General features: G+C 66.5%; 26 protein-coding genes. 12 read left to right on the top strand and 14 right to left on the bottom strand.

Features of this window, described 5'->3' with window-relative positions; translation table 11 throughout:
* Nucleotides 1-4 precede the first annotated feature (4 nt).
* From CEY09_RS00810 to CEY09_RS00785, 6 genes are all read left to right on the top strand, one after another.
* Nucleotides 5-532 carry an SRPBCC family protein gene (locus CEY09_RS00810; protein ID WP_088587190.1) on the top strand — a complete coding sequence of 176 codons (528 nt, stop codon included), beginning with the start codon at nucleotides 5-7 and terminating at the stop codon, nucleotides 530-532.
* A 20-nt stretch (nucleotides 533-552) separates the two neighbouring features.
* On the top strand, nucleotides 553-960 hold the full coding sequence (locus CEY09_RS00805; RefSeq protein WP_006224359.1) for a VOC family protein: 408 nt from the start codon (nucleotides 553-555) through the stop codon (nucleotides 958-960).
* Complete coding sequence (locus CEY09_RS00800) at nucleotides 957-2255, top strand: RNA polymerase sigma factor (RefSeq protein ID WP_088587189.1); 1299 nt, start codon at nucleotides 957-959, stop codon at nucleotides 2253-2255. Before CEY09_RS00805 ends, CEY09_RS00800 begins: the two co-directional genes overlap by 4 nt.
* Before the next feature lie 105 nt (nucleotides 2256-2360).
* Complete coding sequence (locus CEY09_RS00795; protein WP_158218644.1) at nucleotides 2361-3950, top strand: EAL domain-containing protein; 1590 nt, start codon at nucleotides 2361-2363, stop codon at nucleotides 3948-3950.
* A gap of 32 nt (nucleotides 3951-3982) precedes the next feature.
* On the top strand, nucleotides 3983-4852 hold the full coding sequence (locus CEY09_RS00790; RefSeq protein ID WP_088587187.1) for an AraC family transcriptional regulator: 870 nt from the start codon (nucleotides 3983-3985) through the stop codon (nucleotides 4850-4852).
* Between the two features lie 79 nt (nucleotides 4853-4931).
* Nucleotides 4932-5891, top strand: a complete 960-nt coding sequence (locus CEY09_RS00785) for a DMT family transporter (protein ID WP_006224355.1) — start codon at nucleotides 4932-4934, stop codon at nucleotides 5889-5891.
* Here the strand turns inward: CEY09_RS00785 and CEY09_RS00780 are convergent, their stop codons facing one another.
* On the bottom strand, nucleotides 5892-6560 hold the full coding sequence (locus CEY09_RS00780) for an HAD family hydrolase (RefSeq protein WP_006224354.1): 669 nt from the start codon (nucleotides 6558-6560) through the stop codon (nucleotides 5892-5894).
* A 98-nt stretch (nucleotides 6561-6658) separates the two neighbouring features.
* Nucleotides 6659-7837, bottom strand: a complete 1179-nt coding sequence (locus tag CEY09_RS00775; RefSeq protein ID WP_006224353.1) for an MFS transporter — start codon at nucleotides 7835-7837, stop codon at nucleotides 6659-6661.
* A gap of 106 nt (nucleotides 7838-7943) precedes the next feature.
* Here CEY09_RS00775 and CEY09_RS00770 point away from each other — a divergent pair, with 106 nt between their 5' ends.
* Nucleotides 7944-8849, top strand: a complete 906-nt coding sequence (locus CEY09_RS00770) for a LysR family transcriptional regulator (protein WP_088587186.1) — start codon at nucleotides 7944-7946, stop codon at nucleotides 8847-8849.
* On the opposite strand, the gene CEY09_RS00765 is transcribed toward CEY09_RS00770, so the two are convergent.
* The 3 genes from CEY09_RS00765 to CEY09_RS00755 form a co-directional block, all read right to left on the bottom strand.
* Nucleotides 8846-9640, bottom strand: a complete 795-nt coding sequence (locus tag CEY09_RS00765) for a DUF169 domain-containing protein (protein WP_006224351.1) — start codon at nucleotides 9638-9640, stop codon at nucleotides 8846-8848. The genes CEY09_RS00770 and CEY09_RS00765 overlap by 4 nt on opposite strands.
* Nucleotides 9641-9706: 66 nt before the next feature.
* On the bottom strand, nucleotides 9707-10135 hold the full coding sequence (locus CEY09_RS00760) for a GNAT family N-acetyltransferase (RefSeq protein WP_088587185.1): 429 nt from the start codon (nucleotides 10133-10135) through the stop codon (nucleotides 9707-9709).
* A gap of 94 nt (nucleotides 10136-10229) precedes the next feature.
* Nucleotides 10230-11108 (bottom strand): LysR family transcriptional regulator, encoded by an 879-nt coding sequence (locus CEY09_RS00755; protein ID WP_088587184.1) that lies wholly within the window; start codon nucleotides 11106-11108, stop codon nucleotides 10230-10232.
* Nucleotides 11109-11205: 97 nt separating this feature from the next.
* Here CEY09_RS00755 and gstA point away from each other — a divergent pair, with 97 nt between their 5' ends.
* The gene (gene gstA, locus CEY09_RS00750) at nucleotides 11206-11820 is read left to right on the top strand and encodes a glutathione transferase GstA (RefSeq protein WP_088587183.1); all 615 of its coding nucleotides are present in this window, start codon (nucleotides 11206-11208) and stop codon (nucleotides 11818-11820) included.
* Between the two features lie 48 nt (nucleotides 11821-11868).
* Here the strand turns inward: gstA and CEY09_RS00745 are convergent, their stop codons facing one another.
* Nucleotides 11869-12786, bottom strand: coding sequence for a LysR substrate-binding domain-containing protein (locus tag CEY09_RS00745; RefSeq protein ID WP_088587182.1), 918 nt, complete (start codon nucleotides 12784-12786; stop codon nucleotides 11869-11871).
* Nucleotides 12787-12889: 103 nt separating this feature from the next.
* Between CEY09_RS00745 and CEY09_RS00740 the strand changes: the two genes are divergently transcribed.
* Complete coding sequence (locus CEY09_RS00740; RefSeq protein WP_088587181.1) at nucleotides 12890-13639, top strand: SDR family oxidoreductase; 750 nt, start codon at nucleotides 12890-12892, stop codon at nucleotides 13637-13639.
* 11 nt (nucleotides 13640-13650) lie between these two features.
* Here the strand turns inward: CEY09_RS00740 and CEY09_RS00735 are convergent, their stop codons facing one another.
* Entirely contained in the window at nucleotides 13651-14436 is a 786-nt protein-coding gene (locus CEY09_RS00735) for a HEAT repeat domain-containing protein (RefSeq protein ID WP_088587180.1), read from the bottom strand.
* Nucleotides 14433-14972 carry a MarR family winged helix-turn-helix transcriptional regulator gene (locus tag CEY09_RS00730; RefSeq protein ID WP_088587179.1) on the bottom strand — a complete coding sequence of 180 codons (540 nt, stop codon included), beginning with the start codon at nucleotides 14970-14972 and terminating at the stop codon, nucleotides 14433-14435. Before CEY09_RS00730 ends, CEY09_RS00735 begins: the two co-directional genes overlap by 4 nt.
* Before the next feature lie 120 nt (nucleotides 14973-15092).
* Between CEY09_RS00730 and CEY09_RS00725 the strand changes: the two genes are divergently transcribed.
* From CEY09_RS00725 to CEY09_RS00715, 3 genes are read left to right on the top strand one after another with little or no spacing between them, the layout of a single operon-like run.
* Nucleotides 15093-15587 (top strand): GNAT family N-acetyltransferase, encoded by a 495-nt coding sequence (locus CEY09_RS00725; protein ID WP_088587178.1) that lies wholly within the window; start codon nucleotides 15093-15095, stop codon nucleotides 15585-15587.
* Nucleotides 15588-15630: 43 nt separating this feature from the next.
* Complete coding sequence (locus tag CEY09_RS00720) at nucleotides 15631-16128, top strand: DUF6882 domain-containing protein (protein WP_088587177.1); 498 nt, start codon at nucleotides 15631-15633, stop codon at nucleotides 16126-16128.
* Nucleotides 16129-16135: 7 nt separating this feature from the next.
* Nucleotides 16136-17410: a hypothetical protein gene (locus CEY09_RS00715; protein WP_088587176.1), complete on the top strand. Its 1275-nt coding sequence runs from the start codon at nucleotides 16136-16138 to the stop codon at nucleotides 17408-17410.
* 18 nt (nucleotides 17411-17428) lie between these two features.
* Here CEY09_RS00715 and CEY09_RS00710 read toward each other — a convergent pair whose 3' ends face one another.
* The 6 genes from CEY09_RS00710 to pdxR all read right to left on the bottom strand — a co-directional run bounded on the left by CEY09_RS00710 (nucleotide 17429) and on the right by pdxR (nucleotide 25035).
* The gene (locus tag CEY09_RS00710) at nucleotides 17429-17923 is read right to left on the bottom strand and encodes a hypothetical protein (RefSeq protein WP_088587175.1); all 495 of its coding nucleotides are present in this window, start codon (nucleotides 17921-17923) and stop codon (nucleotides 17429-17431) included.
* 59 nt (nucleotides 17924-17982) lie between these two features.
* Nucleotides 17983-19515, bottom strand: a complete 1533-nt coding sequence (gene proP / locus CEY09_RS00705) for a glycine betaine/L-proline transporter ProP (protein WP_035212948.1) — start codon at nucleotides 19513-19515, stop codon at nucleotides 17983-17985.
* A gap of 52 nt (nucleotides 19516-19567) precedes the next feature.
* Complete coding sequence (locus tag CEY09_RS00700; RefSeq protein WP_088587174.1) at nucleotides 19568-21532, bottom strand: TRAP transporter large permease; 1965 nt, start codon at nucleotides 21530-21532, stop codon at nucleotides 19568-19570.
* Complete coding sequence (locus CEY09_RS00695) at nucleotides 21532-22155, bottom strand: TRAP transporter small permease subunit (protein WP_006224337.1); 624 nt, start codon at nucleotides 22153-22155, stop codon at nucleotides 21532-21534. The genes CEY09_RS00700 and CEY09_RS00695 overlap by 1 nt, the downstream gene beginning before the upstream one ends.
* Before the next feature lie 96 nt (nucleotides 22156-22251).
* Nucleotides 22252-23376, bottom strand: coding sequence for a TRAP transporter substrate-binding protein (locus CEY09_RS00690; RefSeq protein WP_088587173.1), 1125 nt, complete (start codon nucleotides 23374-23376; stop codon nucleotides 22252-22254).
* 192 nt (nucleotides 23377-23568) lie between these two features.
* Nucleotides 23569-25035, bottom strand: a complete 1467-nt coding sequence (pdxR, locus tag CEY09_RS00685) for a MocR-like pyridoxine biosynthesis transcription factor PdxR (protein ID WP_088587172.1) — start codon at nucleotides 25033-25035, stop codon at nucleotides 23569-23571.
* Between the last annotated feature and the right edge of the window lie 26 nt (nucleotides 25036-25061).

The raw sequence follows: 25061 nt of genomic DNA, 5'->3' as shown, positions 1-25061 counted from the left end.
CACCATGCTGAAAACCCTGTTGCTGATTGTCCTGGCCGCCCTTGTTCTGCTGCTGGCCTATGCCGCCACGCGGCCAGACACGTTCCGCGTTGAACGTAGCGCGCAGATCCAGGCCCCGCCCGACCGGCTGTTCCCGATGATCAATGATCTGCACGCGTTCAACACCTGGAACCCGTACGAAAAGAAAGACCCCGCCATCAAAGGCCGCTACGGCGCGACCACCGTCGGCCCGGGCGCGACCTACGCTTGGGAAAGCGACAAGGTCGGTGTGGGGGAAATGCGCATCGAGTCGGCGCAGCCGGACACGGCCGTGACGATGCGCCTGACCTTCATCAAACCGTTCTCGGCCGTCAATCTGGTGAACTTCAGCCTGACGCCGGCCGGCGATGGCACGCGCGTCGCCTGGGTCATGGAAGGCCGGCTGAACTTCATTGCCAAACTGATGCACATCTTCTTCAATATGGACCGCATGGTCGGTCAGGATTTTGAAGACGGCCTCGCCAACCTCAAGGCCTTGGCTGAAAAGCGCTAGCGCCATACCGGAGCACTGACATGCACAAGCAGATATTCGTCAACCTCGCCATCGGCGACATGCAGAAATCCCAAGCCTTTTTCAAGCGCCTGGGCTTCACCTTCAACCCGCAGTTCACCAACGACCAGGGCGCCTGCATGGTCATCAGCGACGACATCTACGCCATGCTGCTGACCAAGGACTTCTTCCAGGGGTTCACCGGCAAGCCGCTGGTCGACGCCACCCAGGCCACCGAAGTGCTGATATGCCTGTCTTGCGAAAGCCGCGCCGAAGTCGATGATCTGGTCGCCCGGGCGGTGGCCGCTGGCGGCACTGCGCCGCGTGCGCCGCAAGACCATGGTTTCATGTACGGCCATGGCTTCGAAGACCTGGACGGCCATATCTGGGAACTGGTGTACATGGTTCCGGGCGAAGCGGCCGGCGCATGAGCCAGGCGGCAACCCATCGGGCCATCGAGGCGGTCTGGCGGATCGAAGCCGCCAGCGTCATCGCCGGCGTCGCGCGGCTGGTGCGCGATGTCGGCCTGGCTGAAGAGCTGGCGCAGGATGCGCTGGTGGCCGCCCTGGAACGCTGGCCCGATACCGGCGTGCCGGATAACCCGGGAGCGTGGCTGATGACCACCGCAAAAAACCGCGCCCGCGACCGCTTGCGCCTGGACGCGCTGCACACCCGCAAGCACGATCAGATCGGCCACGAGCTGGAGGCCTTGCAGGCCGACGTGGAACCCGATTTTGTCGATGCGCTGGACGCCGCCCGCCAGGACGATATTGGTGACGACCTGCTGCGCCTGGTGTTCACCGCCTGCCATCCGGTGCTGTCCACCGAAGCGCGCGTGGCGCTCACGCTGCGCTTGCTGGGCGGTCTGTCTACCGCAGAGATCGCCCGTGCCTTCCTGGCGTCGGAGTCCACGATTGCCCAGCGGATCGTGCGCGCCAAGCATAGCCTGACCGCGGCCAAGGTGCCCTTTGAAGTGCCTCGCGAGCAGGACCGCGGCCCGCGCCTGGCGTCCGTGCTGGAGGTCATCTACCTGATTTTCAACGAAGGTTATTCGGCCACGTCAGGCGATGACTGGATGCGCCCGGCGCTGTGCGACGAAGCGTTGCGCCTGGGCCGCATCCTGGCTGAACTGACTCCAGGCGAAGGCGAGGTGCATGGGCTGGTGGCGCTGATGGAACTGCAGGCCTCCCGCTTGCCGGCCCGCACCGATGCGCAAGGCCGCCCGGTGCTGCTGATGGAGCAGGACCGCGGCCGCTGGGACCCCTTGCTGATCCGGCGCGGGCTGGCGGCGCTGGCGCGGTCGGCCGCCCAAGGCGGGGCGTTGGGCGCGTATGCCTTGCAGGCGGAATTGGCGGCCTGCCATGCGCGCGCCCGCACGCCGCAGGACACCGATTGGCCGCGCATCGTGGCGCTTTACGACGCGCTCGCGCAAGTGATGCCGTCGCCAGTGGTGGCGCTGAACCGCGCCGTTGCCGTCGGCATGGCGTTCGGCCCGCAAGCGGGACTTGACCTCGTCGACGCGCTGGCGGCGGATGCAGCACTGGCCAACTACCATTGGTTGCCCAGCGTGCGCGGCGACCTGCTCGCCAAGCTCGGCCGCCACGCCGAGGCCTACGCGGAATTCGAGCGCGCCGCCGGCATGACGCGCAATACCCGCGAACGCGAGTTACTGCTGGCGCGCGCCCGCGACATGCAGGGGCAAGACCCCTCGTCCAGCCCGGGGTGAGACCGCACGCTCCCTTCGACTGTCAAATATTGTCAATGCACACGCCGCGGCCTCCTGCCGGGAGTAGCCTCATCCGACACAAAAATGCGGGGGATGGAGCGGCGCATGAACAAGACTGGCACGGTGTTGCTGGCGTCGGCGGTCGGAGTACTGGCTCTGCTCGTACCCTTCTCGTTGTCGTTGCTCTTGGCGCAAATCCAGGGGCGCGAGGATGTATTGGCCACGCTGCATGACATGGCGGACGATGTGTTGCAACGTGCCGACACCGCACGCCTGCAAATCAGCGACGCCATCAGCGCCCTGAACAACCATCCCGCCGGCGCCCCTTGCTCGACGGAACAACTGGCGCGCATGAGCATGCTGTCCGGCTCTTTCAGCCACGTGGCGGGCATGGGCCGCCTCGAGAACGATGCGCTTATTTGCACAACGCTCGGCACGCATGATATCCGCATCAATCTCGGCAAGCCCGACGCCAATCGCCAGTCCGGATTGCACTTCTGGAGCGCGGTCGAACTGCCCGGCCTGCCGGGCCAGGTCTTCAGCGTGGCGGGACGTGACGGATATGCCGCGCTTGCCGACGCCGATCTGGGGCTGGATCTGCTGAACCGGGATTCCGCCGTGTCCCTGGCATTCTTTATCGGCGGCCAGCACCAGATCGTGGGACACCGCGGCGCCATCCGCGGGGAATGGGCCCACCGCTATCGCGACCAGCCCGTCCAGTTCGAAGACAACGGCTATCTGGTGGTCATCCGGCCGTCGCAGACGACCGACAGCGCAGCGCTGGCGGCCATACCATCTTCGCTGGTGGCGGCGCAGGTACGGCGTTCCGCGTACGTACTGGGACCCGTTGGCCTCGCCCTGGGCGTGCTGCTGACGGGCGCCGTTGGCGTTGTCGCGCGGCGCCGCTTGTCCTTGAGCGGCGAGTTGCAGGCCGCTTTCGAGCGCGACGAGTTCTTCGTCGAATACCAACCCATCATCGATTTGCGCAACGGCCGGTGCGTGGGCGCTGAAGCGCTGGCCCGGTGGCGCAATGAAGACGGCGTGCTGGTCAGCCCGAACGTTTTCATCCCGCTTGCGGAGGCGCAAGGGATGATCGGGCGGATCACCGCCCGCGTGATGGAGATCGTCGTGCGGGAAGCTGCCGGGCTGCTGCGGGCGAACCCGGGCGTGCACATCTCCATCAACCTTTCATCCGAGGACCTGCATTCGCACGATGCCCAGATGCGCATGAGGGAATTGGCGCAACACGCAGAAATCGAACCGGCCAGCCTGATGTTCGAAATCACCGAACGCGGGCTGATGGCGCCGGAAAAGGCGCGCAATGTATTGTTGGCGGTGCGCGCAGGTGGCTTCCGCATGGCAATCGACGACTTTGGCACGGGGCATTCCAACCTGTCGTACCTGGCGACTTACGAACTGGATTTCCTGAAAATCGACAAGATGTTCGTGGACACGCTCGGCACCGAGGCGCCGACCAGCCTGGTGACCTTCCACATCATCGACCTGGCACGCTCGCTGGGCATGCAAGTCATCGCCGAAGGCGTGGAAACGGAAACACAGCGGGACATCCTGCAAGCGCGCGGCGTCCAATATGCGCAAGGCTGGCTGTTTGGCCGCCCTATGAGCATTCAGGAACTCCAGGGATTCATTGCACAGGTGGGCCCTGGCGTACGCCACACGTCAAGGTCCCCCTGACGCGGTCTCTGCGGCATGCTTAAATCCCAATCATGCGTTCCGATTCCGCCGCCTCTGCCGAGCCGGGCGCGCCCGTCCTGACGGGCGTGCCGGCGGCGTTCGACCATCCCAATGACCGTGCCGAATTCCGTCATGCGGCGTACCAGCCGGGCGTGGAGCTGTACCGCGCGGACATCGTGCGCCACGCCTTCGAACCCCACACGCACGAGGCCTATGGCCTGGGCGCCATCGAATCCGGGGTGGAACGTTTCCGTTACCGGGGCGCGGAGCATCTGGCACCCTCCGGTTCGGTCGTGCTGATGAATCCGGACGAACTGCACACCGGCCAGGCGGAAACTGAGACCGGCTGGCGCTACCGCATGGCTTACATCGACCCGGACGTGGTGGCGCGCGTCACCGGGGAATCCGATTGGTGGTTCGATACGGCCGTCGGCCACGACAGCGCTTGCGCGCAGCGCGTCACCGCCCTGCTCGACACCCTGTGGCAGGCGCGCGAACCGCTGGCCTTCGACAGCGCCTTGTACACGTTGCTGGGCGAATTCCGCCGCCACGCTCAAGTGCCCCGCGCCGCGCCGGACGAAGGCGCGCTGCGCTTTGCGCCCGTCATCGATTACCTGCGCGCCCATCTGTCGCGTCGGCTGACGCTGGACGAACTTGCGGCGGTTGCGGGACTGAGCCCGTTCCACTTCCTGCGCCGCTTCCAGGCGCAGCACCACGCCACGCCGCAACAGATGCTGATGGCCTTGCGGCTGTTCGAAGCCAAGCGCTTGCTGGCTGCGGGCATCGAGCCCGCCCAGGTGGCGCTGGCCGCCGGCCTGACCGATCAGGCGCACTTGACCCGCGCTTTCTCGCGCCGCTACGGCGTCACCCCCGCCCGCTACCAGAAGCAGGTCCGCGGCTAGCCGGGGCACCGCAATCTGGTACAAGACCGGCCTGCCCGCCGCTGGCTAGACTGCCCGCATTGATTACCTGGAGCAATGTATGTGGGCGGGAACCCTTTATGCCCTGGCCGCCGGCCTGATGTGGGGGCTGGTCTTCGTAGGGCCCCTGCTGTTGCCGGAATACCCGGCCGCACTCCAATCTGTTGCGCGCTACCTGGCCTTCGGCCTGATTGCGCTGCCGCTTGCCTGGCTGGACCGCCATCGCCTGCGGCTCTTGACCCGTGCCGACTGGATTGAAGCCCTGAAACTGGCCGCCATCGGCAACCTGCTGTACTACCTGTGCCTGGCCAGCGCCATTCAGCGCGCGGGCGGCCCCGTCCCCACCATGATCATCGGCACGCTGCCCGTCGTGATCGCCGTGTGCGCCAACCTGCGCAACGCGCGCCGCGACGGCAAGCTGCCGTGGAAGCGCCTGGCGCCGTCGCTGGCGCTGATCGCGCTGGGCATCGGCTGCGTCAATCAGGTGGAGCTTGCCGCACTGCGCCAGGACGCCGACGCGGACCTGGGCCGCTACGCGGTCGGCGCAGTACTGGCGCTGGCCGCCGTCGCTTGCTGGACCTGGTATCCGCTGCGCAACGCCGACTGGCTGCGGGCACACCCCGATCGCAGTCCCAGCACCTGGGCCACCGCCCAGGGCGTGGCCACCCTGCCCCTGGCGCTGGCGGGCTACGCGGTGCTGTGGGGCGGCATGGCCGTCGCGGGCAGCGGTTTCGCCATGCCGTTGGGGCCCCGTCCGGAAGTGTTCTTGGGCCTGATGATTATCATCGGCCTGTTCGCGTCCTGGCTGGGCACGCTGTGCTGGAACGAGGCCAGCCAACGGCTGCCCACCGCGCTGGCCGGCCAACTGATCGTGTTTGAAACGCTGGCCGCGCTGGCTTATGCCTTCATCCTGCGTGGCTCGATGCCCGAACCGCTGACGATGGCGGGCATCGCCCTGCTGGTGGTCGGCGTGCTGCGCGCGGTGCGCGTCAAGCCCGAACCCGTTCCCGCGGCCGTCTGACTACAGCAGGCCTGGCAACTGGCTCAGGTCGTCGATCACGTCGGACGCGCCTTCAGCCAGCAAGCGCTGGCGCTGGTCCGGCCCGTTGTGCGACGCGCCGACGTAACCCACCGCCCGCATGCGTGCGGCGCGGGCGGCGCGCACGCCGGGCACGCTGTCTTCCACCACCACGCAGTCCAGGATGGCGGTGCGCATCTGGCGCGCCGCGAACAGGAAGACGTCCGGGGCGGGCTTGCCTTTGGCGACCTGCGCCGTGCTGAACACGTTGGGCGCAAAGGCGTCCCACAGGCCTACCAGCTTTAACGCGGCCTCCAGTTTCGGCGGCGTGCTGCTGGATGCCACGCAGACATCCAGCCCCCGCGCGCGTAGCGTGGCCAGCGTCTCGTGGACGTGGGGCAAGGCCCGCAGCTCCTGGCGGAACGTGCTTTCCAGGCGGTCGGCATACTGCCGCGCGAAGCCGTCGGGCAAGGTGCAGGCGTTCTCGGCTTGCAGCGTCTGCCACATGTCGGCGTCGGGGATGCCGGCGAAGCGGCGGGCGGCGTCTTCGGGAGTGATGGCGATGCCGTGTTCGGCCAGCGCGCGCGACTGGGCGCGCGCCGCAATGATTTCGCTATCGATCAGAACGCCGTCGCAATCGAAGATGACGAGGCGGGTGGCAGGCGTATGCATGGTGGCTCCAAACAGAATCAACCCAGTATCGACCTCCATGATAGGCCGGCTTCATGACGCGCCGCCAAACGCCACGCGACGGACGGCCCGCCTTGAGGTTATAGGCGCGCCGCGCGCACCCGGCGCAGGCAAGCCGCGATCAGCAACCCGCCCAGGCCGGCCGCCAGCACGACGTAGGACGCCGACGCCCAGCCGTAGCGGTCGATCACGCCGCCCACGGTGACCGGGCCGATGACCTGCCCCAGGTTGCTGCCCTGCATGACCAGGCCTACCGACGCCGCCGTCAGCGCGGGACGCGGCGCCACCAACGGCGCGGTGCCCAGCAAGGTGGCGGGAATCAGGCCGCCCACCGCCGAAAACAGCACGCACAACAGGAAGGTGGGCATCGCCGGCAAGACCGAGCGGAAGATCAGCAGCGCCACCACGCCCATCGTCACGCTGGCGCAGGCAATCAGCGTCGACCGCCGCCAGCCCCGCGCCAGCAGCATGCCCGCGCCCAGGTTGCCGATGATGTTGGCGGCGCTGGCCATCGCGCTGTAGAGGCCGGCCTTCGCCAGCGTCAAACCCAATTGCTCCATCAGCAGCACCGGCAGGAAGGTGAACAGCGCGAAGAACATCAGGCTGTACAGCGTGAACGACAGCGCCAGCAGTACGGGCCCCGCCGCCCCCAGCGTGTCGGCCGTGTCTTGCCGCAAGCCGCCCCAAGACAGGCTGGCGCTACCGGGCGTGGCCGGCGCCAGCGCCGCCACGCAGGCCAGCGCGACCACGACCGCCGCGCCCGCGCACCACCAGTACGCCTGCCAATGGTCAAACGCCTGCGACGCCAGCATCGCGATGGCCATGCCGGCGGGCATGTAGCAGCTCCAGAGCGCAAAGGCGAAATCCCGGTTGGAGCCCGACACCATGCGCTGCAGGGCCGCGGGCCCCGCCACCGTGATCATCAGGAAACCCAGGCCTTCGATCACGCGCGACGCCAGCAGAATGCCGTAACCGGGCGCCGTGGCGCCTGCGGCCGTGCCTAAGGCCGTCGCCACCAGTCCCAGCAGCAACATGCGGCGCGCACCAAAGCGGGCAATCACGCCGCCTGCCGCAATCCCGCCGACCACGCCCAGTATTGAAAACACGGCCGTCAGCGTGCCGATCGAGGCCAGGTCCAGCCCCATGTCCTGGCGCAGCAGCGGCGCGGCGATGATGACCTTGCCCACTTGCAGCGACGCCACCACACCCGCGCCCACGATGGCCAGCACCCCGGCCCAACGCGTTTCAACCTGGTTCATTCCCGCCTCTCTTCCCATGCGATCCCGACAGCATGCCTGCCGGAAACGATCTTGATAAGTGATAATCTTTTGATGAAAGCGATCGATTGAATAGATCAACCGGACGATGATAGACGCTCTTACCCTGGACCAGCTGCGCGTGTTCGCCGCCGTGGCCGACACCGGCAGCTTCCGCGCGGCCGGGCGCCGGCTGTCCCGCGTGCAGTCGGCGGTCAGCCACGCCATCGCCAATATGGAAGGGCAACTGGGCGTGACGCTGTTCGACCGCAGCGGCCGCCGGCCCATCATGACCCCGCAGGGCCACGCGCTGCTGGCCAACGCCCGAGACATCCTGCTGCGTGTGGACGCCCTGCGCGCCCGGGCGCAAGGCCTGGGCGAAGGCGTCGAGCTTGAGCTGTCGATAGTCGTCGATACGCTTTTCCCGATCGCCGCGGTCGGTACTGCGCTGAACGCCATGCGTGCCGCCTACCCGACCGTCGCCACCCACGTATCCGTGCTGCCGCTAGGCGGCCCGATCGACGCACTGCTGACTGGCAGCCACACGCTGGGCATCATCGCCGGCGAACATTTCCGCCACCCGCGCATCGCCGTAGAGGCGCTGTCCTCGGTGCAGATGGTCGCTGTCGTCGGCGCCGGCCATCCCCTGGCGCGGCGCCCTTCGTCCGACGCCACATTGGGCACGCCCGAACTGGCCGACCACCTGCAGATCGTGCAGTCGGACCCGTCCACTCTGACCGAAGGGCGCGACTTCGCCGTGCTGTCGCCGCAGACGTGCCGCGTCAGCGGCCAGGACACCAAGCATGCGCTGATCCTGGCGGGCGTGGGCTGGGGCCGTCTGCCGCTGTGGCTGGTGGAACGCGACCTGGCCGAAGGCCGCCTGTTGCGCCTGCCCACGGACAGCCTGGGCCGCGCCAGCCAGGTCGCCACCGAGACCTATCTGGCGCACCGCATCGACCTGCCTTTGGGGCCCGCGGCACGCGCGCTGGCGGCCGCCCTGCGCGACGCCGGCTAGGCCTTGGGCGTTTGCGCATAGCTCACGCCCATGCCTGCGCGTACATCGTTCTGGATGCCGTAAGGCGCGATCGGATATCGCAACCCGTTGGCGGCCAACGCCTTCATGCCTGCGATCGCCACCGGCAGGTAACGCGGCGGCAGCGCCATCAGCATCTCTTCGTCAGGCACGCCGCCATAACGGCGTTCGGCGAAACAGGGCAAGGACAAGCTGGGTTCGCCGGTAGCCAGCGCCCGGCCCCATGAGTCCGCACAGGCCGTCTCGCCCACCACGCTCCAATCGAAACGCCGGTAGTTCTTCCACTGCAAGCCATTGATAAGAATGATCATCTGGCCTGGGGTGGCATACACCAGGCAGATGTCGGGCGGGTCCAGCCGGCCCGAGGCCAGCGGCGACACCACCAGCCCACGGTATTTGCCCGCGGGCACACAGGACAACGCCTCCTGGCGTGCCCGCGCGTCGGCCTCGGTCGCATGCCACACACCTACGTAGTCCTTGCCGCTTTTCCAGGCTTCGTCCTGCGGGCCCAGGCCCACCACCGCGCGGCATTGCGAACCGACCAGGTCGTCGCCGGTAATGCCCACCGTCCAGCCCAGCCGCGCCGCCATCCCGACAATCTGGTCGGTCGTATGCGTGGCCTGCGGCCGCCGCAAGCCCTTCACGCCCGCCATGGCGGCCTCGTCCTCGAACAGCTTCATGCCGATGACCGTGGTCTTCAAGCGCAGCAGCTTGTTCAGGTCGTCCACCAGCGACGCCCAATCAAGGGGCGTGTCTTGCGTTGTCTCTTCCATTCCCGTCCTTTGGACTGTTGTGCGCGGCGGATGCCACGTTGGATGTCTTAGGCGGGATTTTACGGATTACGACACCCGCTTCATCAAATACTTCGGTGACTCCTCGTACCCCTGCCGGTAATAGAACCGGTGCGCATCCTTCCTGCGTTCATGGCAATGCACTTCGATCCGGTCGCAGCCGCGTGCGCGCGCTTCGTCCTCGGCCGCCGCTTCCAGCCGCCGTCCCACGCCTGCGCTACGCGCTTGGTCGCTGACGCAGAAATATGTGATGCGGCAGAAATCGCCGGGCAGCGCCAGCTGGATCATGAAATGCAATCCGATGAAGCCCAGCAACTGGCCCGCCTCGTCTTCGGCGACCAGCAGCCGCACATCGGGGTGAACGGTCAGTTGCGCGATCTTCTGTGGCATGAAGGGCGCGGTACCGGGGTAATCCAATTGCGTCAGCAATGCCGCGATGGCGGCGCTGTCCTCGGAAGTGGCGGTGCGTATCAGCATGGGGGCATCCCGTCGATGTCTGCTAGAAAGCGCGAAAGCGTATGACAGCACCGTGTCCGCGCCATGACACGCGCGCCGGATCCGACTGCCCTGCCTACCCCGCCTTGTCATCCCGCTGCAACATGCTGAACAGCGCCCGCACCGACGGGCTGTCCGCCGCCTGCGCCGAGGCCGCCAGGCCAAACGACCGGTACAGCGGCAACGCCAGCCGCAACACGCGCAGGCCGCGGCGGTTTTCCGGCAAGGTCAGCGTGGGCACCAGCGTCACGCCCAGGCCTTCACGGACCAGCGCGAAGGCGCTGCTCCAATCGCGGACCGAAGCCCGCACGTCTGCGATGGCCAGGCCGGCATCCGCCGCCAGGCTCTGCGCATGCACGCTGCAACCGCCCGTGGCCAGCACGAAGGGTTGGGCCGTCAGCGCTGCCAAGTCGATGGCGCTGCCCGCGCGCGCCAGCGGATGCGCGGCGGGCAGCACGGCCATCCATTCGTCTTGCCCCAGCGGGCATACCTGCCGGCCCGGCGCGGCGTTCAGCACGACGCCCACGTCCACGGTACCGGCAGCCAGCAGGGTTTCGACTTCGTCGTCGGAGGCCTCCAGCGACACCACTTCGATGGCCGGGTGCAATTGCCGGAAGCGCCGCAGCACCGGCGGCAGCACGGTCGAGAACACCATCGGGAAACTGGCCAGCCGCAGCGTGCCGCCTGCGGCGCCGCGCGCTTCGCGCGATAGCGCCTGGATGCGATGCAGCGCGCCCAGCATGGCGCGGGCTTCGTCCGCCACGCGCAGCCCCAGCGCCGTTGGAACGGTTTGCCGGCGCTCGCGCGTGAAGAGCGGCGCGCCCAAGGTGTCTTCCAACTGCGCGATCGCCTGGCTGGCGCCGGACTGGGTCATGCCCACCTGCGCGGCAGCGTGCGTGATGTTGCCGGCGTCCACTACCGCCAACACCAGCCGCCAATGCATCAGATTCATCATGGAATCAGTTTTACTTATGGCACATTTCTAAAAGAGTAATTTTACGCATGCCTTGCGCGGGCTCAAGCTGGGCGTCTCGTTGAATCCAGGACTCACCATGAAGCTGTATTACGCACCCGACACCTGTTCCCTGTCGCCGCACATCGTGCTGCGCGAACTGGACCTGCCTTTCATGCTGGTACGCGTGGACAACCGGACAAAGCGCAGCGCCGATGGCAGCGACTTCCTGACAATTAATCCCAAGGGGTATGTCGCTGCGCTTGAATGCGGCGACGGGCAGGTGCTGTCCGAAGGCCCGGCCATCGTCCAGTATCTGGCCGACCTGAAGCCCGAGGCCGGCCTGGCGCCGCCCAACGGCACGTGGGCGCGCAGCCGGCTGCAGGAATGGCTGAACTTCATCAGCACCGAAATCCACGGCGGTTTCGGCCCGTTGTTCAACCGCGACCTGCCGGCTGCGGCACGCCTTTGGTGGCAAGCGCGGCTGGAAAAGCGCCTGGACTACACGGCGCGCGAACTGGAGGCGCGCCGGTACCTGGTCGAAGACCGCTTCGGCGTGGCCGACGCCTACCTGTACACGGTACTGCGCTGGGCGGTCTTCTTCGACATCGACCTGGCGCGCTGGCCCGCCCTTGCGGCCTATATGGCCCGCATCGCGCAACGGCCCAGCGTGCTGGCGGCGCTGGCCGCCGAAGGCGCTATCAGCGGTACGTGACGCGGGCGCACCGGCCACTCACCGATGGGCGACGGATCAACTGGCCCCTCAACCGAAAGCGTCGATCCCCCGCATCAGGGCTAGCGCCATCTTGGGTTGGCGCAGCGCCTCCAGCCACCATTGCAGCGCCCTGCCCTCATGCCCGCCGCGCCATGCCAGATACAGCAGGTTCGGCTCGCGCGGCGTCTCGGTTGCCTTTTCCACGAGTTCGCCGCGTTCCAGCAGAGAGGCCACCCGGTGGCGCGGCACCCAGCCCACGCCCAGGCCGTCGCGCTGCGCCAGGATCTTGGCGCGCATGCTGGGCACCGCTAGCACCGCCTGGCCACCCACCCGTCCATAGGCACGAGCCGACGCGCCGCGAGCCGTATCCGCCACGACCACGGCCCGATGCTGCTGGATCTGGTCCTGGCGCAAGGGGGCTTTCACCTTGGCGAGCGGATGGCGGCGCGATACCGCAAACAGCCACTCCATTTCACCCAATGCCGCCCACTGCAGATTCGGCATAGACTGGGGTTCGTTCGTCGCCCCCACGATCAGATCGGCCCGGCCTTCGCGCAGCGCTTCCCACGTGCCGCCCAGGACTTCGTGCGTAAACCGAAGCGTCACGCCCGAGTCCAGACGGTCGAACGCCTGAATCAAGGGCGACATCAGTTCGAATTCCAGGATCTCGTCGCTGACGATGTGCAGCCGGTCCTCCCAGCCGCTGGCCACCTGCTTGACGCGTTGCGTCAGGCGCGAGACGTCCAGCATCAGCCGGGCGGCCTCGTCGGCCAGCAACTGGCCCGCCGGCGTCAATTGCAGCCGGTAGCGGCGGCGGTCGAAGAGCAGCGCATCGAACCGTTCTTCCAGTTGCCGGGCCGCGTGCGACACCGAAGACGGCGCGCGCCCCAGCTTCACCGCCGCCCGCGACAGGCTGCCGCTGTCGCGGATGGCTTCCAGCAGCGCCAGTTCATTCACTGTCAACATGTGCGATTCCTTCGAACGTGTTCGTCCGGAAGATCGTACGACAAAGCGCCCGGCACGGCGCACTATGGCTACACCTTATCGAACGACTCCCAAGGAGATCACCATGAACCGTTTTGAACAGAAGACCGTCCTGGTCACCGGCGGCACCAGCGGCATCGGCCTGGCGGCCGCGCAAGCCTTCGCGGCGGAAGGCGCCCGCGTCATCGTCACGGGGCGCGACGCCGCCGCCCTGGAAACCACCCGCGCCACGCTGGGCGCGCGCGCCGTGGCCATCCAGAACACCGCAGGCGCGCCCGGTGCGGCAGCCGCCCTGGCCGACGCGCTGCAAACGGCCGGCATCCGGCTGGACGCGGTCTTCGTCAACGCCGGCATCGCCAAATTCGCCACGCTGGCCGACGCCACCGAAGACCTTTGGGACCAGACCTTCAATACCAACATCAAAGGCGTGTTCTTCCAGCTGCAGGCCTTGGACCCGTTATTGAACCCCGGCGCCTCCATCGTGCTGAACGGGTCGATCAACGCCCACATCGGCATGCCGGCGTCGTCCATCTACGCCGCCAGCAAGGCCGCCCTGATTTCCTTGGCCAAGACGCTATCGGCCGAACTGTTGCCGCGCGGCATCCGCGTGAACGTGGTGAGCCCGGGCCCGATCTCTACCCCCATCTACGGCAAGCTGGGCCTGGACGCCGAGGCCCTGGAAAAGACCGCAGCCGGCATCCAGGCGCAGATTCCGCTGGGCCGTTTCGGCACGCCCCAGGAACTGGCGTCCACCGTGCTGCACCTGGCCGCGCCGGAGTCCGCCTTCATCGTGGGCACCGAGATCATCGTGGACGGGGGGATGAGCCAGCTCTGACATCGATGCCGCTACGCCCCGATCGAACGCAATGCGCGCTTGCAGATGCGCTCGGTCGCGGCGGCGGGCTTGCCGGCCAGCCACCGCGCACACACGGCGCGCACCCATGCAGGCTGGTCCTTGCTGGCATCGTTCAGCCAGTTCGCCACCGAATCCTGGACATAGGCCGCCGGGTCGGCGCGTAGCGGCTCCAACAACGGCAGCGCGATGGCCGGGTCCGACTTCAGCGCCGCGATGTGGGCGCACCAGACCCCGCGCGGACGCAAGGCTTCGCTGGCGAAACGGCGCACACGCTCGGATGGGTCCTGGGTCCACGGCCGTAGCGCCTGTACTGACGCTTCCACGTCGTCGGCCAGGCGCGGGCGCAGCGCCAGCCACGCCCATTCGCGCACGCCGAAATGGGCGTCGTCCGCCAAGGGGCGGATACGGTCCAGGCGGGCTTCCAAGGGCACGTCCGGCGAGGCGCCAACCAGGAAGCAGGCCCAGCCGCGCACGGTATCGGACTCGTGCGTCCTGAATTGCGCATCGGCCTGCGGACCGCGGTGGTCGCCCAGGATACGTGCCGCCACCGCCATGCGCTTGGAAATGCCGGTGGCGGCTTCCGCGCGCATTAGCGCGATGGCTTCGGCGCCGACTTCCGGCGCGACCGCCTGCATCAACGCCGCGAAATCCACCGCCAGGCATTCGGTCAGGGTCGAGGCGGGCGCGCCCGCGTTCAACTGTGCCAGTCGGGCGGCGCTGATGTCCTTGACGCCGCGGCCCGAGGCTTTGGCGGCAGGCGATGCGGTCCGGGTCATTGCGGCTCCTTGCGCAAGGCGGCGCGGCCGGTGTCGGTGCCGACCCAGACGCGCGCCAGCAGGTCGCTTAACCGAGCCTTGTCCGAAGCGGCCAAGCCCCCGAACAGGGAACCGATCCAGTCCGTGTGTTCCTTGAACAGCGTCGCCGCCACCGACTTGCCCTTGGCTGTCAACGTCACCATGACCCTGCGCCGATCCAGCTGGCCGGGTTCGCGAAGCACAAAGCCGTCGCGCTCCAGTCCATCGAGCAGGCCGGTGATAGTCGCGCGCGTCACGCCTGCCCCTTCCGCAAGCTGATGCGCAGACAGGCCATCCGCCTGATCGTGCAACAGGAACAACAGCACGAACTTGCCTTCCGACAGCTGCTGCGGCGCCAGCCGTGCCGCGCAATCGCGGTCGATGGCGTTGGCCAGCGACAGCAACTGAAAGCACAGGCCGATGTCGTCGGCTGAGGCCAGCCCGCGGCGCGCTGCCTCGTCCAGCAACGCATGGTGTTTCGGTTCGAGCATGGGCGGCGTGCGTATAGCGTGGGACATGGGTGTCTTCCTGTTCTTCGATTCAGCGGCATATAGTAAGGCACCTAATTATGTGCGCGCAAACCGGCTCCACGCGTGCCGGTATCATCAGGCATGCCCCCGTATTCCGACCCATCACCCATGCCCGCCCCCTGCCCCAGCGTGACCCTGCGTCGCGTGCAGACGGACGACGTGCCCATGATCCTGGCGATGGAGGCCGACCCCGCGGTCATGCGGCACAGCACCGGCGTCAAGCCTGCAACTGAAGCTCGGCGTCAGGAATTGCTGACGTGGCTGCGCGAACCGCTTACCGACATCGGCCATTGGACCGTTCTGATCGACGGCGCCGCCGTCGGCTGGGTCAGCCTGGTCCCCCTTGAAGACGGCGGTCGCCTGCAACTGGCCTACCGCCTGTGCCGCGCCGCCTGGGGCCAGGGGTACGCCACGCAGGCGGCCCGGCTGCTGTGCGACTACGCCTGGCGCGCGCTGGATGTCCCCGAGCTGGTGGCCGTAGTCTGGCCCGACAACCACGCTTCGGTGCGCGTTCTGGAAAAACTGGGCTTCGCCTTCAGCGCCTACGAGCGGCACTACGATCGTCCCACCGCGGTTTACGCCTTGCCGCGTCCGGCCGCCTGATCTGCCCTATCATTCCGACTTCCCATTCACGGAACCACCCAGCATGTCCGACACCACCCAGCCCTTCGACGTCCAAGCCTTCATCGCCCAGAGCCTGGAGGGCATGCAGGCCGCCACCAGCGCGCATTGCGCCACGTGGCACTTGGACGAAGCCGAGCAATGGTCGGTGGACATGGACAGCGCCAGCATCGTCTTCCAATTGCCCGGCGGCATCACCGCGACGGCACCCGTGCAGATCGTCGGCACGTCCAACAGCGCCGACGGCAGCTTCCTGTGGGGATGGGATCACCCCTCCGTGCCCGCCGAACTGTCCGAACACGCGCAACTGGCGCTGGCCTTCGGACGCGCGCACGGCCTTCCCGCCTACACCCACCGCAAGGTCCAGTGCGACGACGCGCTGGCCTGGGAGTTCACGGCCGTGGCCATGCGCCTGGGCGAAGCCACCGGCACCTATCGGGCCCAAGCATCCGAAACCGCGTATGTGTGGATGACGTTCGGGCAAGTGAGCCTGTCGGCCGCATCGGGCCAATCCGAAAGCTGATCACCTCATGATCCCCTTCCGCCTGCCCCGTTCAACGCTTGGCGCCGTCGCGCTGGCGCTTCTGGCGCAAGCCGGCAACCTGGCCCAAGCGGCCCCGCGCACCGTGTACACAGGCACGCTGCAAGGCGCGGGCGACGTGGTGATGGAACTGGACAGCCGGCCGGCGGAAAACGGCGTGCTGACCGGCCGCTACTTCTATCCCAAGCATGGCGTGGACATTCCGTTGAAAGGCACGGCGCAGGCGCTGGTCGAACCGAAGACCGTCCAGGCGCTTGTCGACGCCGGCAAGGATCCGGAAACGGACGAGTTGGCGACCATTGCCGCCGCCACCTGGCAAGGCAGGCGCGACGCCGACGGCTACACGGGGCAATGGATCGACGCGCGCACTGGCAAGCCGCGCAGCTTTACCTTGCGCCGCGTAGCCGAATACGATCCCGAGGTATCGGCGCCAGGCAGCGTACAGGCCGTCACCAATGCAATCAGCGGCGGCGTGGGTAGCGGCATCGACGTGAACGTCGGCATCAATGCCGAAACCGCCCCCTATGAAACCCTGAAGCTGGCCGGCCATGCCGTGCCCGTCGGCCAGGACAGCGGCAACGGCCCGGTCGCCTATCGCATGTGGCGCGACCCCCGTACGCAATTCAGCTACCCGCGGCTGAGCCGGCACCCGGACCCGCAAGTCGCCAAACGCGTCAACGCCTTGCTGGAACAGCGGCACTGGCAGATGAACCTGGCAGCGCTGGCCTGCATGGCGTCGGCCTACACCGACGGCAATCCCGCCGCCGGCACGCTGGGCAGCTATGACGATGAAGCCATCACCGTTCAATGGCTGTCCAAGGCGCTGATGACCGTGACGGAGTCAGGCAGCCTGTACTGCGGCGGCGCCCACCCCGACAACCATTTCGAGCCCTACACCTTCGATCTGCTGCGCGGCGAATACCTGGACTGGAACCGCGTGCTCGACGCCTACGTCCCCGGCGAGAACGGCTGGCGCAAGGAAAGCCCCGCCCTGCTGGCGCTGATGGAAAAAGCGCGCGCGCCGCTGGCCGCCGCCAAGGCCAACACCAAGGGCGACGCGGAAGACGATTCTTTGGACAACTGCTCGGACCTATGGCCCAGCTATCTGGCCTTGGGCACGGAATCGCCGGGCGTGCTGACCCTGTCGATTTCCGGCATCGGCCATGCGATGGGCGTCTGCCTGGGTACACACGCGACGGTGCCCTTCAAGGATCTGACGCCCTACCTGGCGCCGGGCGGCCAGGCGTATCTGGTCACCGAATAGCCAAGATGGCCGGCACGCTCAACGCTTGCCGAAATCCTTCTGGCTGAAGTCCGTCTCGCCGCGATAGCCGTACATCCGGGAAACGGCCTGGAAATCCTCGGGCGCGAAGCCGGTCCAGGAATAATTCCGGACATTCTTCTTGGTCTTGGCGCTACGCACGTAGAACGACAACGCGGCGCGCTGTTCGGGCAGGTTCACGGCCTTATGCAGCGACGGCACGAACTCGTACTCGGACGTGGCATAGCTTTTCTTGACGCCCAGCAAGGTGTGGACCGAGATCTCGTTGTCGTTAAAGGCATAACGGTTCACGAAGACATAGTCCCGGCGGATGATCAGGAACACGATCAATCCCAGCACCACCGTCGACACATGAAAGACCGTCGAATTGATGTTCCGGTCCACCGTGAACCGATAGACGTAGTTGAAGACCAGCGCCAGCAGGCCCACGCCGATGACCAACTGCCCCAATTGCGAAAACAGCCATTTCGGTTTGTTCTGGATGTTGGCGATCATCGGTCGTCTCTATGACAGGTTGCGGGATAGGCATGGCACCGGAACCCGGGGCCGGCCGATTATTCCAGGGAAGGATGACGGTCCGCAAGCCGTTGGCGTCGCTGCCGCAAGGCCTCCAGTTTTTCTTCCAGCTCCGCGATCTCGGTCTCGACGTCCTGCACGCTTTGCTCGATCGTTTCGTACGCTTCCTGCAGCAGCACCTTGGCTTCTCGCTTGCTGGATGCATTCGGCGTGTCGCCCCGTAGCGGCCGGTTTGCCGTTTCAGGCAGGAAGAACGAGGTAATCAGCCCGATGGTGGCCGCCACGATTAGGTAGTAGGCGGGCATCATCAGATTGCCGGTTTCCTCGACCAGCCACGCGGCAAGCGTCGGCGTCAGGCCGGCGATGATGATGGCGATGTTGAATGAACTGGCCAGCGCGCTATAGCGGATCCGCGTCGGAAAGAGCGCAGGCAGCGTCGAGGCCATGACGCCCGTCAGGCAATTGAGCAGCACCGCGATGAACAGCAGGCCCAGGAAGATCAGCCCAGTATTGTCGCTGCCCACGAATTTGAAGGCCGGCACCGCCAGCACCAGCAGGCCCAGGCTGCCCGCCAGCAGAAAGGGCTTGCGGCCCACCTTGTCGCTGGCGAAACCGACGACCGGCTGCACGAACAGCATGCCGATCATGACCACGATGATGATCAGCACCCCGTGCTCTTCGGAATACCCCAGACTGCTCGTCAGGTAGGTGGGCATGAAGGTCAGCAGCATGTAGTAGGTGATGTTCGTCACCAGGACCATGCCGATGCAGATCAGCAGCGCCTTGCGGTATTTGGAGAAGATCTCGCGGAACGACACCGTGGGCCGCTCCTGCACGGCGTCTTGATCCTCTTTCTCCATCTTTTCAAGCTGTTGCGTGAACGCGGGCGTCTCTTCGGCGGCGTGGCGCAGATACAGGCCCAGCAAGCCCAGCGGCCCCGCCAGGAAGAACGGCAGGCGCCAGCCCCAGTCCAGGAAGGTCTGCTCAAGCAGGATCGTCTGCAACAGCACCACCAGCCCCGCGCCCAGTACGAACCCCGCGATCGACCCGAAATCCAGCCAGCTGCCCAGGAAGCCCCGCTGCCGGTCGGGCGCGTACTCGGCCACGAAGATCGCCGCCCCGGTGTACTCGCCCCCCACCGAGAAGCCCTGCGCCAGCTTGCACATCAGCAGCAGGATCGGCGCCCAGATGCCGATGGATTCATACGAGGGGATCAGCCCGATGCAAAAGGTGCTGATCGCCATGATGATGATGGTCAGCGACAGGACTTTCTGCCGGCCGAAGCGGTCACCCATCACACCGAAGAACACGCCGCCCAGCGGCCGGACCAGAAAAGGCACCGAGAAGGTACCCAGCGCGGCGATCGTCTGGACCGCCGGTGATGCATCGGGGAAGAAGACTTTGCCCAAGGCGAAGGCGACAAAGCCATATACGCCGAAGTCGAACCATTCCATGGCGTTGCCCAGCGCCGCGGCCGTCACGGCCTTCTTCAGCTTGGAGTTGTCGATGACGGTGATGTCACCGATCTCCAAGGGCCGTGCCTGCTGCGATGAAGAGGGTGTAGAGGTCATGTGTCAGCTTCCCGTAGTGCGTCCAGGATGGTGCTGACGACAGCATACTCCCCTACCGGTACAGCACCGTCGGCAGCCACATCCCGATCCCCGGGAACATGTACAGCAGGAAAATCGCCACCACCTGGATCCCCATGAACGGCATCATGCCCAGGAAAATCTGGTTCAGCGTCACATGCGGCGGCGACACGCCCTTCAGGTAGAACGCGGACATGGCCACGGGCGGCGACAGGAAAGCGGTCTGCAGGTTCAGCGCCACCAGCAGGCCGAAGAACAGCGGGTCGATGCCGAAGGCGTTCAGAAGCGGCACGAAGATGGGCATGAAGATCACGATGATCTCGGTCCATTCCAACGGCCAGCCCAAGAGGAAGATGATGACCTGCGCCAGCAGCAGGAACTGGATGGGCGTCAGGCCCAGCGACAGCACCCAGTCCTCGATGATGCGCTGGCCGCCCAGCAACGCGAACGCCGCGGAAAAGATCGACGAGCCCACGAACAGCCAGCACACCATCGCGCTCGTCTTGGCGGTCAGGAACACGGATTCGCGCAGCACCGGCAGGTTCAGCCGCCGGTACGCCAGCGCCAGCAAGGCGCCGCCCATTGCCCCCATGGCCGCTGCCTCGCTGGGCGTGGCCAGGCCGAAGGCGATCGACCCCAGCACTGCCGCGATCATGACGGCCAGCGGGAAGAACGACGACATCAGCATCTTGAAGATTTCCAGCCTCGCCCACGTCAGCGCCGCGTAGAACACCACCAGCAACGCGGCGCACACGGCGACGAAGATCCAGAAACCTTTCGGTGCGGGAACGGACTGCGCCGCCGCCCCGTCGGGCGCGACGGGCTCTGCCGCTGGGGTTTGAGCCCCGCCCGACGCAGCAGGCGTGCCGGGCGGCTCGGCCAGGCTGGAGCTTCCCGCATCCGAAGACGGCGGCTCGGCCAATTCGCCCGACGGCGGTTCCGCCAGGCCGCCCACGTCGGGTTCGCTCAAGCCGGAGCCGGAATCAAAGCCGCCCGATCCCAGTTGCAGTTCTGCCGGGATGTCGTAGACGACCTGGGGCCGCGTGACCCCATAGTGCACCACCGCCACCAGCAGCAGCGTCAAGGCCAGCGGCGCCAGCGCCGTCGCCATGTTGCGCAGCAGGAAGCCGAACGGCACGTCGCGGTTGCGGCGGCCCTTGAACATGGCGGCCACCATGCCCGAAACGGCGCGCGTGTATCCCGTAGCGGCGAGCGAGCGGGCCTCGGGCGACAACGGCACGCCGCGCTCATTGACCGGCAGCGGCGGCGCCATGTCCGGACGCAGCTTGGCCACAATGATCACGTAGACCATGTACAGCACCGCCAGCATGATCCCGGGGAACAGCGCGCCCGCATACAGCTGCACCACCGACACCCCGGTCGTCGCGCCATACACGATCAGCATCACCGACGGCGGCAGCAGGATGCCCAGGCAACCGCCCGCCGTGATGGCACCCGCCGTCAGCCGCACGCTGTAGCCCGCCTTCAACATCGCGGGCATCGCCAGCAGCCCCATCAGCGTCACCACCGCCCCGACGATGCCGGTCGCCGTGGCGAAGATCGCGCAGGTGGCCAGCGTGGCCACCGCCAGCGCACCGGGCAGGCGCGCCAGCGCCAAGTGCATGGAACGGAACAGCTTTTCGATCAGGTTGGCCCGCTCGACCAGATAGCCCATAAACACGAACAACGGGATCGAGATCAGGGAATCGTTGGTCATCGTGGCGTACGTGCGCTGCACCATCAGGTCCAGCGTCTGCCCGATGGAACGCCCCGCGTCCGCGCTCTGCATGTAGTACGCCAGGAAGGTGAACAACACGCCCATGCCCATCAGCGTGAACGCCGTAGGAAACCCCAGCATGATCGCCACCACGATCAGCGCCAGCATCAAGAGGCCGATGTGCCCCGTGGTGAGCTCGCCCCACGGGGTCAGGAACGCGATCATCAGCAGCACGATCCCGATGCAGGACAGCCCGAACCACAACGCCTTGTGGATTTTCATCAGCGGGGCTCCTTGGGCGTGGTCACGTAGCGGTCCAGTTGGGCGATGTCTTCGTCCTTCACGTGCACCATCTTCTTCAGCTTGTCGACGTCCACTTCCTCGACGTCCTCTTCGCGCGACGGCCAGGCGCCGCGCCGCAGGCACAGCACGCAACGCAGCACCTCGGCCACGCCCTGCAGCAGCAGGACGGCGCCCGCCACCGGAATAAAGGCCTTGAAGGGATAGATGGGCGGCCCGTCGGCCATCAGCGACGAGTGCTCGCCGATGGCGATGGAGTAGCCGGCGTAATACCAGCCGGCCCACACCAGCGCGATCACGCCCGGGAAAAAGAACACGATGAAAAGAACCAGGTCCAGCCCGGCCTGTACCCGCGGCGGCAGGAAGCCGTACAGGATGTCGCCGCGCACGTGCCCGTTCTTGGCCAGCGTGTAGGCCCCCGCCATCATGAAGAGGATGCCGTAATACATCATCTGCATGTCGAACGCCCAGGCGCTGGGCCGGTTCAGCAGATAGCGCGCCGCCACCTCCCAGCACACGTGCAGGGCCAACACGACGATCAGCCAGGCAAACGTCTGCCCGACGAAGGTGGAGATGCGGTCAATCAAGCGTATGAGTCGGATCATCGGACATCCCGAACGAGACGCATGGCGCCCTTCGCGCGCACGCGCCGCCCGCCTGGCCCCCAGGGGGCAGCAAGCAGGCGGCAAGGCAGACCTGCGTCAGGCCGGCTTGGTGCTGCGCGAGAAGTAGTGGTTGTAGGCCATGCGGTAGTTCACCGACACGTCCCCGTGCCAGCGTCCCACCCGCTCGGCGAAGACCCGCTGCGAGTCCAGCACCTTCTTGAACAAGGGGTTCTCGGCCGACCGCTTGGCAATCATCTCGTCCCAGATCTTCAGCTGCGCCTGCAGGATCGCGTCAGGCGTCTTGTAGAACTTGACGTTGTGGTCCTTCTGCAGCTTGATGTAGTCCTGCGAATAGCGGTTCGCCGCCTTCCAGGACATGTCCGCGCTGCAGGCCTGGGCGGCATTGCTCAAGACGTGCTTCAAGTGCGGCGGCAGGGAGTCGTACTTGCCCTTGTTGAACAGCACTTCGAACTGCTCGGCGCTTTGGTGAAAGCTCTGCAGCATGCAGATCTTGGAGACGTCCTGAAAGCCTAGCGCCAGGTCCGACGACGCGTTGTTGAACTCGGCCCCGTCCAGCAGGCCGCGGTCCAGCGCCGGCACGATCTCGCCGCCGGGCAAGGCGTTCACCGCCGCCCCCATCGCCGTGTACATGTCGATGGCCAGCCCCACCGTGCGGAACTTCACGCCCTTGACGTCCTCGACCTTGGTCACCGGCCGCTTGAACCAGCCGAAAGGCTGGGTCGGCATCGGCCCGTACATCAGCGACACCACGTTCACGCCCATCGCCTTCTGGATTTCCACCAGCAATTCCTTGCCGCCGCCGTACTCGTGCCAGGCCAGCAGCATGTTGGCGTCCATGCCGAAAGACGGCCCCGATCCCCACAGCGCCACGGCCGTGTTTTTCCCGTACCAATAGGCCACGACCCCGTGGCCGCCGTCCAGCGTGCCTGCCGACACCGCGTCCAGCAGGTCGAACGCCTTCACGACCGCCCCGGCGGGCAGCACCTCGATCTTCAACTGGCCACCAGCCATGTCGTTGACCTTCTGCGCATAGTCGCGCGCGAACTCGTGGAAGATGTCCGTGGCGGGCCACGTGCTTTGGAACCTTAAGGAAATGGGCGCGTTCTGCGCCCGGGCGACGGCGGGGAATCCCAGTGCGGCGGCGCCCGCGACGGCAGCGCCGGAAATGAACTTGCGGCGGGGTTTCGTGGGTTGTTGCATGGCTTGTTGTCTCCTTGGTGGACTACACGGACCAGCTTGTAGTGACTGCACCTGCATGGACACGAGAGAAACGCCTGCTGCGAGCTTCCCGGTGCCGGGACTGCGACCGCTTTGCAACTTTGTGCTGATTAAACCTTCCTGACTAACAGCTGACAATCAGCTTGTTGTCAGGAATTACCCTAGACCTTCGTATTAATCCTTTCGGATAGGGGCGGGCGCGCCCGCCAGCAAGTCGCGCAGCAACGCCCCCTGCCGAACAAGTTCCTGCTCGTCCAGCCCGCTGTAGCCGATCACCAGGCCCTCAGGCAAGGCCACGCGCCGGCAATAGTCCGACACGGGTTGCAACGCCACGCCCCGCGCCCGGGCCGCATCCTGCAACGCTGCCGCATCCACATCGGCAGGCAGCCACCACAGCAGATGGAAGCCGGCATGCTCGCCGCTGGTCCGTAGCGCCTTGCCGCCCGCCGCCTGCGCCAACAGCCGCAACACCAGATCGCGCCGCTGGGCATACACCGCGCGGGCCTTGCGGACATGGCGGGCAAAGCTGCCGTCTGCAAGAAAGCCCGCCAGCGTCATCTGCTCGATCATGCTGTTGGACCTTCCTGTCGTATGGCGCGCCCGGGCGAATGCGGCGACCCATCGCTTGGGCACCACCGCGTAGCCAATCCGCAGCGCGTTGAACATCGTCTTGTTGAAGCTGCCGCAATGGATGACGCGGTCTGCGGTGTCCAGGCTTTTCAGCGCCGCCAAGGGCGCGCTGTCGTAGTTGAATTCGCTGTCGTAGTCGTCTTCGATGATCCAGCAATCCGCCTGTTCGGCCCATGCCAGCAGTTCCAGGCGGCGCGAGACCGGCATCGTGACGCCGGTGGGCGACTGGTGCGCAGGGGTCACGTGCACCAGCTTCACGCCGCGTTGCCGGCGGGCGCGCGCCACGGAAAAGCCGTGTTCGTCGATGGCGATCGGCACGACGCGGGGCGTGAACTGGCTGAACAGCGGCATGGCGTTCAGATAGCCCGGGTCTTCCACCAGCACCTTGTCCTGCCGGGTAAGCAGGATGCGGGCGCTCAGGTCCAGCCCGTCGCGGATGCCGGTCAGGATGACGACCTGATCGGCGTCGCACGAAATGCCGCGGGCAGCGCCCAGATAGTGCGCGATCTGTTCACGCAACGGCAGCCAGCCTTGGGATTCTTCGTTGGCCAACTGGCCGGGCGTGACGCGCTGCGCGCTGGCCATCAGCCCCTTGCGCCAGGTTGCCATGGGGAACAGCGACGCATCGGCGGTCCGGGCGGCGAACAGCGGTTCGAGCCGGGGCGCGGGCGGGGCGGCAGAGGCGCCCGCAGGCCGCGCCGGCCTCGTGTCGGGGCCGCCTGCGCCTGGCAGGCCCCGATGAAAGAAATTGTCCGGGATGACGGCCGACACGTAGGTGCCCGACCCGACCGCGCCCGCCGTATACCCTTCGCCCCGCAATTGGTCGTAGGCGGCCTCGACCGTCGAGCGCGACACGTGCCAGCGTTGCGACAGGCTGCGCGTGGACGGCAGGCGCACGCCGGAAGCCAGCGCCCCCTTCAGGATCCGCTCCTGGATCTGCCGATAGACCCAGGTTTGCTTGGATTCCCCGTCACGCGGCGACTCCAGGGGCAAGTCCAGGCTGGATTCCAATTTCTTCCGGTTTGAAAGTGGCTTGT

This window comes from Achromobacter marplatensis (genome assembly GCF_002209535.1).
GTDB classification, from domain to species: Bacteria; Pseudomonadota; Gammaproteobacteria; order Burkholderiales; family Burkholderiaceae_B; genus Achromobacter; species Achromobacter marplatensis.
This window is presented reverse-complemented; position numbering and strand designations above follow the sequence as displayed.